This is a genomic window from Duganella sp. CF517 (assembly GCF_900110275.1).
In the GTDB taxonomy this organism is placed as follows: domain Bacteria; phylum Pseudomonadota; class Gammaproteobacteria; order Burkholderiales; family Burkholderiaceae_D; genus Rugamonas.
This window is the reverse complement of sequence record NZ_FODC01000005.1, coordinates 148,619-162,507: the sequence shown is the minus strand read 5'-3', so window position 1 is coordinate 162,507 and position 13,889 is coordinate 148,619. Positions and strand designations below refer to the sequence as shown.

Here is a 13,889-nt window from a genome sequence, read left to right as displayed (position 1 = left end):
TTCTTTTCCTTGCATTCATTATGACCATAATTTAAAATGGCCGGACCGCGCGGTGGTCTGCAACCGCGCATCGCCGCATCCATCGTCATCGCAAGGAACATCATGTTCGCACTATCGCTTTCCAACTGGCTGCGGCGGCGCGGCTGGCATTACTCATGGGTGATCGTCGCCGTCACCTTCCTGACGGGGCTGACCTCGTCGGCGGCGCTCGGCCTGCCGGGCGCGCTGCTGCAGCCGCTGGCCGCCGAATTCGGTTGGAACGTCGAACAAATCTCGTCCGCGCTGGCCGTGCGTTTCGTGCTGTTCGGTTTGATGGGGCCGTTCGCCGCCATCCTGATGGAGCGTTTCGGCCTGCGCCACGTGGTGGTCACCGCGCTGACGCTGGTGGCCACCGGCATGGCGCTGGCCACGCAAATGACGCAGTTCTGGCACCTGGTGCTGTTCTGGGGCGTCATGCTCGGCATCGGCTCGGGCATGACCGCGCTGGTGCTCAGCGCGATCGTCTCCAACCGCTGGTTCGACAGCCACCGTGGCCTGGTGGTCGGCATGCTCACCGCCAGTTCCGCCACCGGGCAGCTGGTCTTCCTGCCGGTGGGCGCCTGGCTGATCGAGCGCTTCGGCTGGCGCATGGCCGTCATTCCGGTGTTTGCCGCCTGCGCGCTGGTCGCCGTGCTGGTGTTGCTGTTGATGCGTAACCGGCCCAACGAACTGGGCCTCACTCCCTACGGCGCCGCGCCGGGCACTGAAGTCGCGCCGCCGACGCCGCCGATGCACATCACGTTCGCCACACCGTTCAAGGTGCTGGCCAGCGTGGCCGGCAACCGCGTGTTCTGGATTCTGTTCGGAACGTTTTTTATCTGCGGGCTGAGCACCAACGGCCTGATCCAGACGCATTTTATTTCGCTGTGCGGTGACGCCGGACTGGCCGCCGTGCCGGCCGCATCGGTGCTGGCGATGATGGGGGCGTTCGACCTGGTCGGCACCATCGGCTCGGGCTGGTTGTCGGACCGCTATGACAACCGCAAGCTGCTGTTCATGTATTACGGCTTGCGCGGGCTGTCGTTGTTCTGGTTGCCGTATTCCGAGTTCACGTTTTATGGGCTGTCCCTGTTTGCCATGTTTTACGGCCTGGACTGGATCGCCACCGTGCCGCCGACGGTGCGGCTGGTGGCGTCCACCTTCGGCAAGGAGCGGGCGGGGATGGTGTTCGGCTGGGTGTTCGCGGGCCACCAGCTGGGCGCGGCCGTGGCCGCCTGGGGGGCGGGCAGGGCGCGCACCATCATGCTCACTTACAACCCGGCGCTGTTCGCCGCCGGCGCGGCCTGTCTGCTCGCCGCCGGCGTCATTTTGCTGATCCGGCGTATGCCGCGTCCTGCCATGTAATCGGCCTGTCACACCGGGGTGCCACAATGCGCACCACCTGAAACAGACTGATGGAGATTGCATGCGCAATGCCTGGAACGCCCGTCGGCCGCTGATCGCGGCCGCCGCCATGATGTCGTTGTTGTCCGCATGCGGCAGCGACCACGTCCCCGCCACCGAGCCGATTCCGGCCGACGGCTACACGTCGACCCCGGTCGCCTTCATGAGCGACGTGCACTTCGAGAACATCTACGGCGACTTCAAGAGCAGCCAGTTTTCCGGCATCCCGACCAGGGACGGCCGCAACGCCACCATCCGCACGATGTACGCGCAGCTGACCTCCACCCGCCTGTTCAACGAAAACTATTTCGCCTTCCGCGCCGCGCTCGACGACGCCTACGGCAAGAACATCCGCCTGGTCGCGCTGCCCGGCGACATCTCCGACGACGCCCAGCCGATCAACATCGACGGCCTGGCCGACATCCTGCGCGAATACCAGGCCAAGGGCATGCGCTTCTTTATCGCGCCCGGCAACCACGACCCCAATGAGCCGTACGACGACGACGAGGCCGGCAAAAACGACTTCCTCACGCGCGACGGCAAGGAACAAAAGATCTACGCGCCCAACAACGCCGCCTGCAAGGCCAAGGACCCGACCGTCGTCTGCACCGCCCAGCTCACCGAGCAGGGCTACGAGCGCCTGCTCACCAAGCTCGGCGACTTCGGCTACATGCCGAACAAGAGCGACGTCTACTGGGAAACCCCGTTCAGCAAATACGCCGACGGCAAATACAGCTTCGACGCCGCGTCGGCCTCGTCGGCGTTGAACAAGCGCCAGTTCGAGATCTGCGCGGAAGGCGAGGGCGGCAGCTACAAGGCCGCCGGCGAGACCAAGCTGGGCAAGTCCTACACGCGCTGCACCAACATCATCGACGCCAGCTACCTGGTCGAACCGGTCAAGGGCCTGTGGCTGCTGGCGGTCGACGCCAACGTCCACGTCCCGAACGGCAAGTTCGACCCGGCCAATCCGACCGCGTTCGCCGGCTTCGACAACGCCGGCAACGCCGGCTGGAATAAGGTGACCACGCACAAGATCCATCAAATGGAATGGATCAAGTCGGTGGCCGCGCGCGCCAAGGCGCAGGGCAAGCAGCTGATGGCGTTCTCGCACTATCCGACGATGGACTTCTACGCCAACCAGACCGACGCGATGAAGGCGGTGTTCAAGCCGGGCGCCTTCCAGACCGCGCGCGTGCCGGACGCGGCCACCACCAGGGCGCTGGCCGCGACCGGCCTGCCGCTGCACGTGGGCGGCCACATGCACTTCAACGGCACCAACGATTTCCAGGACGCCGCCGGCAACTACCTGGTCAATGTGCAGTCGCCGTCGCTGGCCGTGTTCGGCGCGGCGTACAAGATCGTCAGCTACCAGAGCAAGGACCTGGTCGATGTGCAGACCGTTGGCCTCAACAACGTGGCGCGCTATAACGAGCTGTTCCCGCTGTATCAGACCGAGTACGACTACCTGCAGGGCAGCGTGCTGGCCGGCGATGTCGCCAAGCGCTGGAACCGCAATATCCTCGATACGCGCTCGTACGGCGAATTCACCCGCACCTACTTCGGCGAGCTGTCGCGCCTGCGTTTCATGGACGAGTACTGGCCGTGCGAAATGAAGCAGGCGGCGACCGCGCTCGACGCGCGCCAGATGCTGATCCTGTCGCAATTACAGACCAGGGTGACCCTGGCGCAGCTGAAGGACAATCCGGCTGTGGTGCCGTTGACGGCCGCCTGCGCCGCCAAGGGGGCGGTGGCCGACGGGGGCGTGGCGGCGAGCCAGCTGACGGCCGACTGGGCGGCGGCGACCGCCAAGGCCGAGCAGCTGGCGTCGGCGGCGAATCTGAAGCTGGACGACTTCGCCAAGATCAGCGCGTACGAGTTCTACGGCGACTTCCACCGGACGGTGTATGCGGGCGAGCTGGCGCTGCGCGACATGGGCGCGCAGCGGGTGGCGCAGTACAAGGTGCTGATGGCGGCGTTTCCGGCGGCGCCGGCGGCCATCGTCAAGATCGGCGATTTGCCGTCGGACCAGAATCCGGTCAACGTGCTGTTCCAGTATCAGTTCAAGCAGGTGTTCGGGATTTTGAAGGGGCTGGGTTCGGGCAAGCCGAGCGACAGTTTCCGCATCGACCTGAAGGCCAGGACGTTGACCAACACCAGCGCCACGGGCTTGAGTTTCAATTAAGCGGAGGGTATGGCTGTTCGTGCCCCGGCGGGAGCCACGAACAGCCGCTTGCGCGGGGAAAATTACTTCAAATACTTCGCCAGCCAGCCGTGCACTTCGCTGTAGAAGTAGCGGCTGTTATCCCCCTTCAAAATCCAGTGGTTCTCGTCCGGGAACACCAGTAGCTTGCTCGGCACATTCAAGCGCTGCTGCGTCGCGAAGTTCATCAACGCGTTGTTGGCCGGCACCCGGTAGTCGAGCTCGCCGACCGAGATCAAAATCGGCGTCTTGAACCCCGTTCCCTTTTCGTGATTCCCCGCCTGCATCACCGGGCTTTGCTCGCGCCACACCGGCAAATTGCCCCACACCGGTCCGCCGCTGTTGACCTCGCGCCCGAAGATGCTGTCGCTGGTTCCCCACTGCATCACCAGATCCATTTCGCCCGCGTGCGAGACGATCGCCTTGTAGCGCGTGGTGGTCGCCTGCAGCCAGTTGGCCAGGTGGCCCCCGTAGCTGGCGCCGCCGGCCGCCAGCCTGGCGCCATCGACGAAGCCGTACTTGCGCACCGCCTCGTCGACCGCCTCGTTGACCTCGTCGCCCGGACCCTTGAGCGGGTCGCCCTGGATCGCGCGTGCGAATTCCTCGCCATAGCCGGTCGAGCCCTTGTAGTCGGTCAGCAGCACCACATAGCCCGGCTGCGCCAGCAGGTGGTAGTTCCAGCGCAGCACGAACTGGTCGCGCCACATGTTGGCCGCGCCGCCGTGGATCACCGCGAACAGCGGATATTTTTTCGCCGGGTCGAAGCCGGCCGGCTTGACGATCATGTTGTGGATCATGCGGCCGTCGCTGGCCTTGAACCAGAAGTGCTCCGGCGCCTGCCAGTCAATGGCGGCCGCGCGCTCGGTGTTGAACGAGGTCAGGCGCTTGGGCGCGCCATTGCCGAAGGCGTACACCTCGGGCGGGTTGATGGCCGATTCCCACACGCCGACCAGCGCCTTGCCGCCGGCGCTGAGCGAACCGATCGACCCGGTCGGCAGCGACGGCTCGGCGCGCAGGTCGCCGCCCGCGTAGTTGATCGAATGGAGCTGCTCAAGGCCGGCGTGCTCGAAACTGAACACCACGCGGTTGCCGCCATCGGGCAGCACGAAGCGCGAGATCGAGCGGTCCAGCGATGCCGTCAGGATCTTCGGCGCCGGATCGGCGATCGGCCAGGCGAAGCTGGCGATGCGGCTGACGTCGTAGACCTTGCCCGGCTCCTCCGCCTCGGTCAGGCTGAACAAGGTCTTGCCGTCCTTGCTGAACTTGAGCGCGCGGTAGCTGTGCTGGTCGCGCGTGAGCTGTTGCGCCTCGCCGCCGGCGGCCGCCACCGAGAAGATTTGCGTGTAGCCGGCCGCGCGCGCCGCCTCGTCGCGGTTGATCGACGCCGAGAACACCACTTCCCTGCCATCCTGCGACCAGATCGCGTCGAGCGACTGGCCCTCGTCGCCCTGGCCGCCGCCGAAGCCCGGCAGCGCGGCCAGCTTGGTGCCGGCCAGCAGGTCGCGCGGCTTGGCGCCGACCGCCGCGTCCATCACGAACAGGCGCACCTGCTTGTCGTCGAGCCATTTGTCGAAGAAGCGCGGCGGGAAGCTTTCGTACGCGCGCACGTTGTATTTGCGCTCCTTGCGCTCCTTGGCGATTTTCTTGATGTCGTCCTCGCCGGCCGCGCCGGGGAAGGTATCGCTGACGAACAGCAGCTGCTTGCCGTCCGGGCTGAATTTGGGCTGGCGCGCGCCCAAGGTCAAGGTGGTCAGGCGCTGCGCCTCGCCGCCGCCGGCGACGTCGATGCGGTAGATCTGGCCGGTGTCGTCGCCGTCGCGCTTGGCCACGAAGACCAGCTGGCGGCTGTCCGGCGACCAGTTCAGCGCCCCTTCGCCACCCTTGCTGAAGGTCAGGCGGCGCGCCGGCGTGTCGTCGGCCAGCGATTTGATCCACAGGTCCGACCATTGCTCCTTGCTGTCGTAGGCCGGATCGGTCACGGCGAACACCGCCCACTTGCCGTCCGGGCTGGCGGTCGGCGCGCCGACCCGTTTCATCAGCCACACGTCCTCGTGGGTGATGGCGCGTTTGGCGGACGCGTCGGCCGCGTGGGCGTGGCCGCCGAGCGCGGCGGAAAGGAGCAGGGCGAGAAGGGAAAGGCGCGGTGGAGTCATGGCGTGGTCGTTAAAAAGACAAAACGACGATAGTCGCCAAAACGGCGGTTGCTGTCAATCAAGTTCCTGCGGGCCGCGCGCCTGGCCCGGCCGTTCCGTCAATCCCATTTCTTCAGCAGGCGCGCCAGTTCGCCGGTGCGTTCCATCTGCTCGACGGCGCGCCGCACGCGGGCCGTCACCGCCGGATCGACGTGCGTGCCCATCGCCATGTAGGTTTCGGTCTGGTACATCACCATCGGCAGGATCCTGACCTGGGCGCCGTAGCCGGAACGTTGCACGAAATTCTTCAGTCCCGGTCCCCGGTGCAGGAAGAAGCGGCCGCGGCGCGCCACCAGCTTTTGCAGGTTGTTCATCGGGTCGGCCGCGCTGGCGCTGAAGCGCAGGTTGCCGATGCGCTCCAGCGCCTCGGTGGTGCCGAAGCCGCGGTTGGTCAGGATCACGCCGTTCGCGCCCAGCTTGCGCACGTCTTCCCAGCTGTGGATGACGACCGGATCGTCGGCGCGCGCGAGCAGCTGGAAGCGCAGCGGCAGCAGCGGCAGGTCGAGATAGTTGTATTGCACTTCGCGCTCGGGCGTGCGCTGGATCGCGCACAGCGCGTCGTGCTGGTGGTTGGCCACCTCGGCGTGGGCGCGCACCAGCGGCAGCCATTGCTGGTCGCCGACAAACACCAGGCCCGGATCGATGCGCTCGATGGTGCGGAAGATATCGACGCACACGCCGATGACGCGGCCGTCGCCGGCGTCGATGAACTTGGGATCGGTGCCGGCCTGCGCCGCCACCCGCAAGGTGACGACCGGACCGGCCGCCGCCGCGTCCTTGGCCGGAATTGCCGCGAACAGCAGCGAGCAGGCCAATAGCGGCGCTTGCAGCCGTGTCAGCAGCATGGTGTGTTACGGTGGGGTGCGCGGGTTTTCATTGCGTTTTCGATATCGCTTGCGTTCTTAACTTTTAACTACGGGAAAGTATAACAGCCGCGTCATTCCGCGCCACGTGGGTTTGCCTGCGCAGCGCCACCTTCTACACATCGCCATGCCAAAGATAGGCGTCGAGGTCGACCGCGCCGGCCGACGGCACGCCTTCCGCCGCCAGCCGGTCCGCCTGGCCGGCCACGGTGGCGAGCAACTGGCCGCGCGCGCTGACGATGCGATGCAACGGCAGGCCGGTGGCCAGGCTGCGTTTGATATAACCGGGAATGGCGCGGACAAAACTGTTGTCGGCGCCGATCGCCAGCGCCACATCGCTGTAACGCACGACCCTTCCGCGCGGTATCGTCGGCACGAAATCGAGGAATTTTTGGTAGACCGATTCGGCCAAGGCCGGATAGCGGCCGGGGACCAGCTCGAGGGCGTCGCCGCGCCGCAGTGGTCCGCCCGCGACGACCACGCCGAGGATGCCGCGCCGGCCGATCATGCCGGCCAGGTCGCCGACCAGCGGCAGCAGCAGCTTGCACGGTTCGCAGTGCATCGTCAGGCGGATTTCGATGCCGCCGGCGGTCGTGAGCGCGGCGCCGGGCTGGAAGTCCCCGGACCTGTCAGTGCGGATCACCAGGTTCTCGCGCAGCGCCCCCGGAGGCAGGGCCAGGGCCGCCAGTTCCGACGCGGCGGTCACCAGGATTTGGCGCGGGCTGAGGCGGTGGGCGTTGATGTCGTCTGCAATACCGAGCCCGGCGACCAGCGTCAGGCTGTCGACGGCGGCCATGGGCTTGCCATGACGGGCTTTGACGAAGAGATGTTCTGCCGTGGCGGTCATGGCGCCAGTATAGCGTGGCGGGTGGCGATCGCGCTCGACCGCTGGAATTTCACCAGAGAAAAGTGATATTTTTAAATAGACAATTAAATAATTTAACTTTAGCATGGCCTTAATGCCGCGCGCCACGTCTGCCGCGCCTCCCTCCAGCCCCGCCGGACCGCTATGCTTTTCAATTCGTTCAGCTTTATTCTGCTGTTTTTGCCGATAACGGCGTTGGGGTACTTCGCCCTGGCGCGCCGCAGCCAGGTGCTGGCGGCCGGCTGGCTGGCGGCGGCCTCGCTGTTCTTCTACGGCTGGTGGAGCGTCGAGTACATCCCCTTGCTGCTGGCTTCGATCGGCTTCAACTACCTGGCGGGCCGGCGCATCGGCCACGGCGCGGGCGCGGTCAAATGGCGCTGGCTGGCGCTGGCCGTCGGCGCCAACCTGCTGTTGCTGTGCTACTTCAAATACGCGGACTTCCTGATCGCCGGCGTCAACGCCGTCGGCGGCGCCGATTGGCCGTTGTGGCATGTGGTGCTGCCGATCGGAATTTCGTTCTACACCTTCACCCAGATCGCTTTCCTGGTCGACACCTACCAAGGCAAGGTGAAGGAATACCGCTTTGTCCATTACCTGCTGTTCATCACGTATTTTCCGCACCTGATCGCCGGCCCGGTGCTGCACCACGCCGAGATGATGCCGCAGTTCGAACGCAAGGAAAGCTATCGGCTGTCGGCCGCCAACGTCGCGATCGGCTTGAGCATCTTCGCCATCGGCCTGGCCAAGAAGGTGCTGATCGCCGACAACCTGTCGCCGCACGCCAACTTCTTCTTCAACCAGTCCGACCCGCAGGGATTGCTGGTGGCGTGGGGCGGCGTGCTGGCCTATGCCTTCCAGCTGTACTTCGATTTTTCCGGCTACTCGGACATGGCGATCGGGATCTCGCGCATCTTCGGCATCCGCCTGCCGCTCAACTTCGATTCGCCGTACAAGTCGGTCAACATCATCGACTTCTGGCGCCGCTGGCACATGACGCTGTCGCGCTTCCTGCGCGATTACCTCTATATCCCGCTGGGCGGCGGACGCCGGGGCGATGTGCGCCGCTATCTGAATCTGATGCTGACCATGCTGCTGGGCGGCCTGTGGCATGGCGCCGGATGGAACTTCGCCGTCTGGGGCTTGCTCCACGGCGCCTACCTGATGGTCAACCACGCCTGGGCGGCGCTGGCGGCGCGCCTGCGCCTGCCCACCGGCGCGCCGCCGTGGCGGCTGGCGAGCGTCGGGTTGACCTTCGCCGCCGTTTGTTTTGCTTGGGTGTTTTTCCGGGCCACCGATTTCGCGCGCGCGGTGGCGATCGTCGGCGCCATGTGGGGCCACGACGGCATCGCGCTGCCGGCGTCGCTGGCCGGCCATCTGCACGCGCTGCGACCGCTGTTGGACAAGCTGGGCGTGACCTTTTACATCGGCGGCGGCACGCGTTTCGTGCAGACCTGGCTGTGGGTGCTGGTGGCGGCGGCGATCTGCTTCACGATGCCGAACACGCAGCAAATCATGCGGCGCTGCGAGCCCGCGCTGGACTTCCGCGCCGGGGCGGGCGGGGCCTGGAGCCTGCCGGCCGTGCCGCTGACCTGGCTGCCGAACCGGCGCTGGGCGGTCGCGCTCAGCGTGCTGATGCTGGCCTGCCTGCTGTCGCTGGGACGCCCGGCGGAGTTCTTGTATTTTCAATTTTAGGAAGCGCGCATGGCCGAGGATCGCAGCTACGCCGGATTTATCAAGTGGATGGCCGCCGCGCTGCTGGCCGGCGTGCTGTTGACCGTGCTGTTGGTCGTGGTGGTCGATCCGTATCGCTTGTTCCGGCTGGTCGACGTCGCCGGCTTCAACGCCGTCAAGCCGCGTCCCGATCATTACCAGGCGCAGATCAAGCTGGCCGGCGCGCAGGCCATGCGGCCGGCCATCGTCTTGATGGGTAATTCGCGCGTCGACGTCGGCATCGATCCGGATAGCACGCAATTCGGCGCGGCAAGCCGCCCGGCCTACAATCTGGCGATACCCGGAACCGGCGTCGGCACCTCGCGCGAACAGTTCGAGCACTTGCGGGCCGCCGGCGCGGCCCCCGCGACGATGCTGCTGGGCGTGGAGTTTTTCGATTTCCTGCTGGATCCGGAGCGCGCCGACGCGCCGGAGCGGCCGCCGCCGACGGGCCTGGCCCGCCATCGCTGGCGGATCGACACCGCGTTTTCGCTCGACGCGCTACTCGACGCTGTGAAGACGTTACGGATACAGCACGATGCGGACGCCGGCACCATGACCGCGCGCGGCTTCAATCCCTTGTTCGATTATTTGCGCATCGCCCGCGAGGAGGGCTACCACGCCATTTTCCTGCAGCGGGCGCGGGAGAACGCGCGCAGCTTTTCGCAGGCGCCGCACGGCATTGTCCGGACCCGCAGCGACAGTTCGGCCGAATGGCGCGACCTGGGCCGTTTGCTGGACGGCGCCGCGCGCGAAAAAACCGCGATCCACCTGATCATTTATCCTTATCATGCGCAACTGCTGGCGATGCTGGAGCAGACCGGCTTGTGGCCGGTGTTCGAGCAGTGGAAGCTGCGGCTGGCGGGCGAAGTCGCGCGCCTCAACGCGGCCCATCCCGAGGCGCGCGTCGTACTGTGGGACTTCAGCGGCTACGGCGCATTACAATGCGAACCGATCCCTGCCAAGGGCGATGTGGTCCACGCCACCCGCTGGTACTGGGAGTCGGGCCACTTCAAGCCCGCGCTGGGCGAGTTGATGCTCGAGCGCATATTCGGCGCGGCCGGCGCGGGGCCGGCGGACGCCGCGTTCGGCTTCCGGCTGGACGCCGCCAACCGGTCCGCGAACCGCGACCGCATCGCGCGCGAACGCCGGGAATGCCTGGCGGCGCAACCGGCGATGTTCGGCGACGCCGCCGCGCTGGTCGCGGAAGCGCAGGCGGGCCTGCCGGGACGGGCGCGGTAACGCCGTCGTTTTTCATTTTAATCACAGCCAGTCTTATCACGGAGCCTACGTCCTTTCATGACCCAGAAAAAAATCCTGCTGCTCAGCGTCTCCGCCGGCGCCGGCCACATGCGCGCCGCCGAGGCGATCCGCAGCCATGCCGCCGACGGCGGCAGCGGCGCAAGCGCCACCCATCTCGATGTGATGGACTTCGTCAGCGCCGGCTTTCGCAAGATGTACACCGATTTCTACATCAAGCTGGTCAACAAGGCGCCGACCCTGTGGGGCTATCTGTACCAGGCCACCCACGAGGCCCGGGCCGACAGTTCGATGGAGCGTTTGCGGCGCGGCATCGAGCGGCTCAACACCAGCGCGCTGCTCAGGGAAATCAAGCGGAGCGCGCCGGACGTCATCATCTGCACGCACTTCCTGCCGGCCGAAATCCTGTCGCGCCTGACGGCCAAGGCGGGCTTCAAGACGCCGGTATGGGTGCAGGTCACCGACTTCGACCTGCACCGGATGTGGGTGCACGAGCACATGGCCGGCTACTTCGCCGCCAATGACGAGGTGGCGTTCCGCATGCGCGCGCAGGGCATCCCGGCCGAGCGTATCGCCGTCACCGGCATCCCCATCATGCCGGTGTTCGGCGTACCGCTCGAGCGCGCCGTGTGCGCCGCCGAGTTCGGACTGGACCCGGCGCTGCCGACGATACTGCTGATGGGCGGCGGCGCCGGCCTGGGCAGCCTCGACACCATTGCCGCGCGCCTGCTGGCGCTGGAGGGCAACTTCCAGCTGATCGTGCTGGCCGGGAAGAACGCGGCCGCGCTGAGCGCCTTGCAAGCGCTGGCGCGCGCGTATCCGGGCCGCCTGCTGGCCCAGGGCTTCACCGACAAGGTGGAGCGGCTGATGGCGTGCGCCGACCTGGTCATCACCAAGCCGGGTGGACTGACCACGTCCGAATGCCTGGCCATGGGCGTGCCGATGATCGTCAACGCGCCGATCCCGGGGCAGGAGGAACGCAATGCCGACTTCCTGCTGGAGCAGGGCGTGGCGCTGAAAGCGTTCGACGCGGTGACGCTGGAGTACCGCGTGCGCTACCTGCTCGAGCATCCCGCCAAGCTGGCCGACATGCGCGACAAGGCGCGCGCGCTGGGCCGCCCCGGCGCGGCGGCGGCGGTGCTGGCCCGGGTGCTGGGCGGGGGCGCCGTCGGGGCGTCTTCATGAGCACGCTCGGGGCCGTGGGCGCCGGCATCGTCGCGCGCGAACGCGGCGGCGCCTGGGGCATCGTGCTGACGCTGGCATGGGTAGTGATGCTCGGGCTGTTTTTCGCGATGACCGAAATCCAGATCGAGGGCTCGGCCGGCTGGGCCGCCAACCTGCCGACCTGGCGCATCGAGCACCACTGGCTGCTGGATATCTTTTGGGGCGGCCGCCCGATGACCGGCTACCACGCCTGGGTGTTTCCGTTCATGGCGCTGTTCTTCCACTATCCGCTGGTGATGCTGCAACAGTGGTCGCTGCGGCTGGAGGCGCGCGCGCTCGCCAGCATCATGCTGTTCTGGATCGCCGAGGATTACCTGTGGTTTGTGTTCAACCCGGCCTTTGGCGTCGCCCACTTCAGCCCCGCCTTCATCGCCTGGCATAAACACTGGTTCTGGTTCGCGCCCACCGATTATTGGGTATCGCTGCTGGTGGCCGCCGGCCTGTTCTTCTATTCCTATAAAAAACCATGACATCATTTGCCGTATTGTTCCTCCCGCTTAAACGCCTGGCCGCCGCCGCCTGCGCCATGCTCGGCCTGGCCGCCCCCGCGATGGCGGCGGAAGCGGCCGCCGCCGCCGAACGTCATCCCGAATGGGCGCGGCGGGTCGGCACGTCGCCGAACTTCTACCGGGTCACGCCGACGCTGTACCGCAGCGCCCAACTGGGCCGCGATGACGTGGCCGCGCTGGTTCCGCTGGGCGTGCGCACCGTGGTCGGCTTGCGCGCCTTCCACTCCGACAAGAAATGGCTGAAGGAGAGCGGCATCGCCATCCGCCGCGTCAAGATCTACACCTGGGCCATCAGCGACGCCAACGTGGTGGCCGCGCTCAAGGCCATCCGCGAAGCCGAAAAGGACGGTCCGGTGCTGCTGCATTGCTGGCATGGCGCCGACCGCACCGGCTTGATCGCGGCCATGTACCGCATCCTGTACCAGGGCTGGAGCAAGGAGCGGGCGCTCGACGAGCTGGAGAACGGCGGCTACGGCTACCACGCGATGTGGAAAAACATCCCCAAGTATCTGCGCAAGGTCGACATCGAAAAGATTCGCGCGCAGCTCGACGCCGAACCGGCCGGCGCGCCCCGATGAAAAATCGCCGCGCCGGTTGCGGAAAATGCTGACGGCGTCAAATGTTATCAAATATACTGCTCAATTCGGCAATCATGGCGATGGGTATCTTCCCGGGCGCCTTCGCCCTATCGTCACAGGCATCTACAGGAGCAGGTAACAATGACAACTCGAAACAGGCTCGCCTGCGCGCTCGCCGCGCTGGCGGCCGCCATCGCGCTGGGCGGCTGCGCGGTGCAATCGAACGGCAAGGGCGGCATCCTGGTGGGCGTCGACAACGCCCAGCTGTTCGGCACCACGGTCGGCACCTTCCAGGTGAAAAGCGGCGCCGAAGGCACGCTGCGCCGCGCGCCGAACAACGGCGCCTTCTCGGTCAAGCTTAGCGGCAGCATGCGCGTGGTGCCGCTGCCGAACGCGCAGTCGGCCCGTATCGCCCGCGTGCTGGACATGGGCACGCGCACCGTGGTGGTGATCGAAACCCAGGAACGCGCTTGCCCGTTCAAGTACCAGGTGCTGTCGATCGAGGGGAGCGACGTGCTGCAATGGGGCATAGGCAACTGCGGCGACCGTCCGCGCGTCGAAGCGGCCGAGGGCGGGCAGGCGTTGTACTTCGATTTCGCCGCCAACGGCAGGCTGCAGCGCAACATCTATATCGACGGCCGCATGCTCAACGCCGGCACGATGGCGGCGCCGGGCGTCAATCTGACGCAGCGGCCGTTCGCCGATGCCGACCTGCGCGCGCCGGGCGGTGGGCTCGCGCCATGGCAGCCGCAGCCACCAGCGCAGCCACAGTCCGCGCAACCGGCGCGCCCGCAGCAGCGCGCCAACGATCCGGCGCCGTCGCGCACCGCCGCCGTCCCGGACGTCCCGGCGGCGCCCGATGGCGGCCGGGTGGTTCCGCAGCCGCCGCACAAGGCCGACGGCGCGCCGGCGGCGGCGACCGCTGCCGCAGCGCTCCCGCCCGCCGCGCCGGCGCCGGCGCGGCGCGCCACCGCCAAGGCATCGTCATCGCCGGCACAAACCCCGCCGCCGATGACGATGCCGACCGAGGAGGTCAAAGTCATTCATCTCGACCTGCGGCACTAGA

11 protein-coding genes are annotated in these 13,889 nt (G+C 66.6%); 8 read left to right on the top strand and 3 right to left on the bottom strand.

From position 1 onward, the window contains the following. The first annotated feature begins 102 nt into the window (after nt 1-102). Together BMX85_RS20075 and BMX85_RS20070 are read left to right on the top strand one after the other, a co-directional pair. Nucleotides 103-1,383 carry an MFS transporter gene (locus BMX85_RS20075; protein WP_090323813.1) on the top strand — a complete coding sequence of 427 codons (1,281 nt, stop codon included), beginning with the start codon at nt 103-105 and terminating at the stop codon, nt 1,381-1,383. A gap of 61 nt (nt 1,384-1,444) precedes the next feature. Continuing rightward, nucleotides 1,445-3,604, top strand: coding sequence for a metallophosphoesterase family protein (locus tag BMX85_RS20070; RefSeq protein WP_229210578.1), 2,160 nt, complete (start codon nt 1,445-1,447; stop codon nt 3,602-3,604). Nucleotides 3,605-3,666: 62 nt separating this feature from the next. On the opposite strand, the gene BMX85_RS20065 is transcribed toward BMX85_RS20070, so the two are convergent. From BMX85_RS20065 to BMX85_RS20055, 3 genes are all read right to left on the bottom strand, one after another. Further along, nucleotides 3,667-5,775, bottom strand: a complete 2,109-nt coding sequence (locus BMX85_RS20065; RefSeq protein ID WP_090322793.1) for a dipeptidyl-peptidase 5 — start codon at nt 5,773-5,775, stop codon at nt 3,667-3,669. A 98-nt stretch (nt 5,776-5,873) separates the two neighbouring features. After that, entirely contained in the window at nt 5,874-6,659 is a 786-nt protein-coding gene (locus tag BMX85_RS20060; protein WP_090322789.1) for a substrate-binding periplasmic protein, read from the bottom strand. A 133-nt stretch (nt 6,660-6,792) separates the two neighbouring features. After that, nucleotides 6,793-7,473, bottom strand: a complete 681-nt coding sequence (locus BMX85_RS20055; RefSeq protein WP_143068036.1) for an MGMT family protein — start codon at nt 7,471-7,473, stop codon at nt 6,793-6,795. Between the two features lie 213 nt (nt 7,474-7,686). On the opposite strand from BMX85_RS20055, the gene BMX85_RS20050 reads away from it, so the two are divergent. From BMX85_RS20050 to BMX85_RS20025, 6 genes are all read left to right on the top strand, one after another. Beyond that, the gene (locus BMX85_RS20050) at nt 7,687-9,234 is read left to right on the top strand and encodes an MBOAT family O-acyltransferase (protein WP_090322781.1); all 1,548 of its coding nucleotides are present in this window, start codon (nt 7,687-7,689) and stop codon (nt 9,232-9,234) included. 9 nt (nt 9,235-9,243) lie between these two features. After that, nucleotides 9,244-10,494, top strand: coding sequence for a hypothetical protein (locus tag BMX85_RS20045; protein ID WP_090322778.1), 1,251 nt, complete (start codon nt 9,244-9,246; stop codon nt 10,492-10,494). Between the two features lie 57 nt (nt 10,495-10,551). After that, complete coding sequence (locus tag BMX85_RS20040; protein WP_090322774.1) at nt 10,552-11,697, top strand: MGDG synthase family glycosyltransferase; 1,146 nt, start codon at nt 10,552-10,554, stop codon at nt 11,695-11,697. Nucleotides 11,698-11,783: 86 nt separating this feature from the next. After that, complete coding sequence (locus tag BMX85_RS20035) at nt 11,784-12,206, top strand: hypothetical protein (protein ID WP_090323807.1); 423 nt, start codon at nt 11,784-11,786, stop codon at nt 12,204-12,206. Then, complete coding sequence (locus BMX85_RS20030) at nt 12,203-12,823, top strand: dual specificity protein phosphatase family protein (RefSeq protein ID WP_218147383.1); 621 nt, start codon at nt 12,203-12,205, stop codon at nt 12,821-12,823. Before BMX85_RS20035 ends, BMX85_RS20030 begins: the two co-directional genes overlap by 4 nt. 141 nt (nt 12,824-12,964) lie before the next feature. Further along, on the top strand, nt 12,965-13,888 hold the full coding sequence (locus BMX85_RS20025) for a hypothetical protein (RefSeq protein WP_090322771.1): 924 nt from the start codon (nt 12,965-12,967) through the stop codon (nt 13,886-13,888). Nucleotide 13,889: the final 1 nt, after the last annotated feature.

Bases quoted from the DNA above. Each gene is read 5' to 3' on its own strand.
- BMX85_RS20065 (WP_090322793.1), bottom strand. From the start codon at position 5,775: ATGACTCCACCGCGCCTTTCCCTTCTCGCCCTGCTCCTTTCCGCCGCG.
- BMX85_RS20040 (WP_090322774.1), top strand. From the start codon at position 10,552: ATGACCCAGAAAAAAATCCTGCTGCTCAGCGTCTCCGCCGGCGCCGGC.
- BMX85_RS20030 (WP_218147383.1), top strand. From the start codon at position 12,203: ATGACATCATTTGCCGTATTGTTCCTCCCGCTTAAACGCCTGGCCGCC.
- BMX85_RS20050 (WP_090322781.1), top strand. From the start codon at position 7,687: ATGCTTTTCAATTCGTTCAGCTTTATTCTGCTGTTTTTGCCGATAACG.
- BMX85_RS20035 (WP_090323807.1), top strand. From the start codon at position 11,784: ATGCTCGGGCTGTTTTTCGCGATGACCGAAATCCAGATCGAGGGCTCG.
- BMX85_RS20025 (WP_090322771.1), top strand. From the start codon at position 12,965: ATGACAACTCGAAACAGGCTCGCCTGCGCGCTCGCCGCGCTGGCGGCC.
- BMX85_RS20060 (WP_090322789.1), bottom strand. From the start codon at position 6,659: ATGCTGCTGACACGGCTGCAAGCGCCGCTATTGGCCTGCTCGCTGCTG.
- BMX85_RS20075 (WP_090323813.1), top strand. From the start codon at position 103: ATGTTCGCACTATCGCTTTCCAACTGGCTGCGGCGGCGCGGCTGGCAT.
- BMX85_RS20045 (WP_090322778.1), top strand. From the start codon at position 9,244: ATGGCCGAGGATCGCAGCTACGCCGGATTTATCAAGTGGATGGCCGCC.
- BMX85_RS20070 (WP_229210578.1), top strand. From the start codon at position 1,445: ATGCGCAATGCCTGGAACGCCCGTCGGCCGCTGATCGCGGCCGCCGCC.
- BMX85_RS20055 (WP_143068036.1), bottom strand. From the start codon at position 7,473: ATGGCCGCCGTCGACAGCCTGACGCTGGTCGCCGGGCTCGGTATTGCA.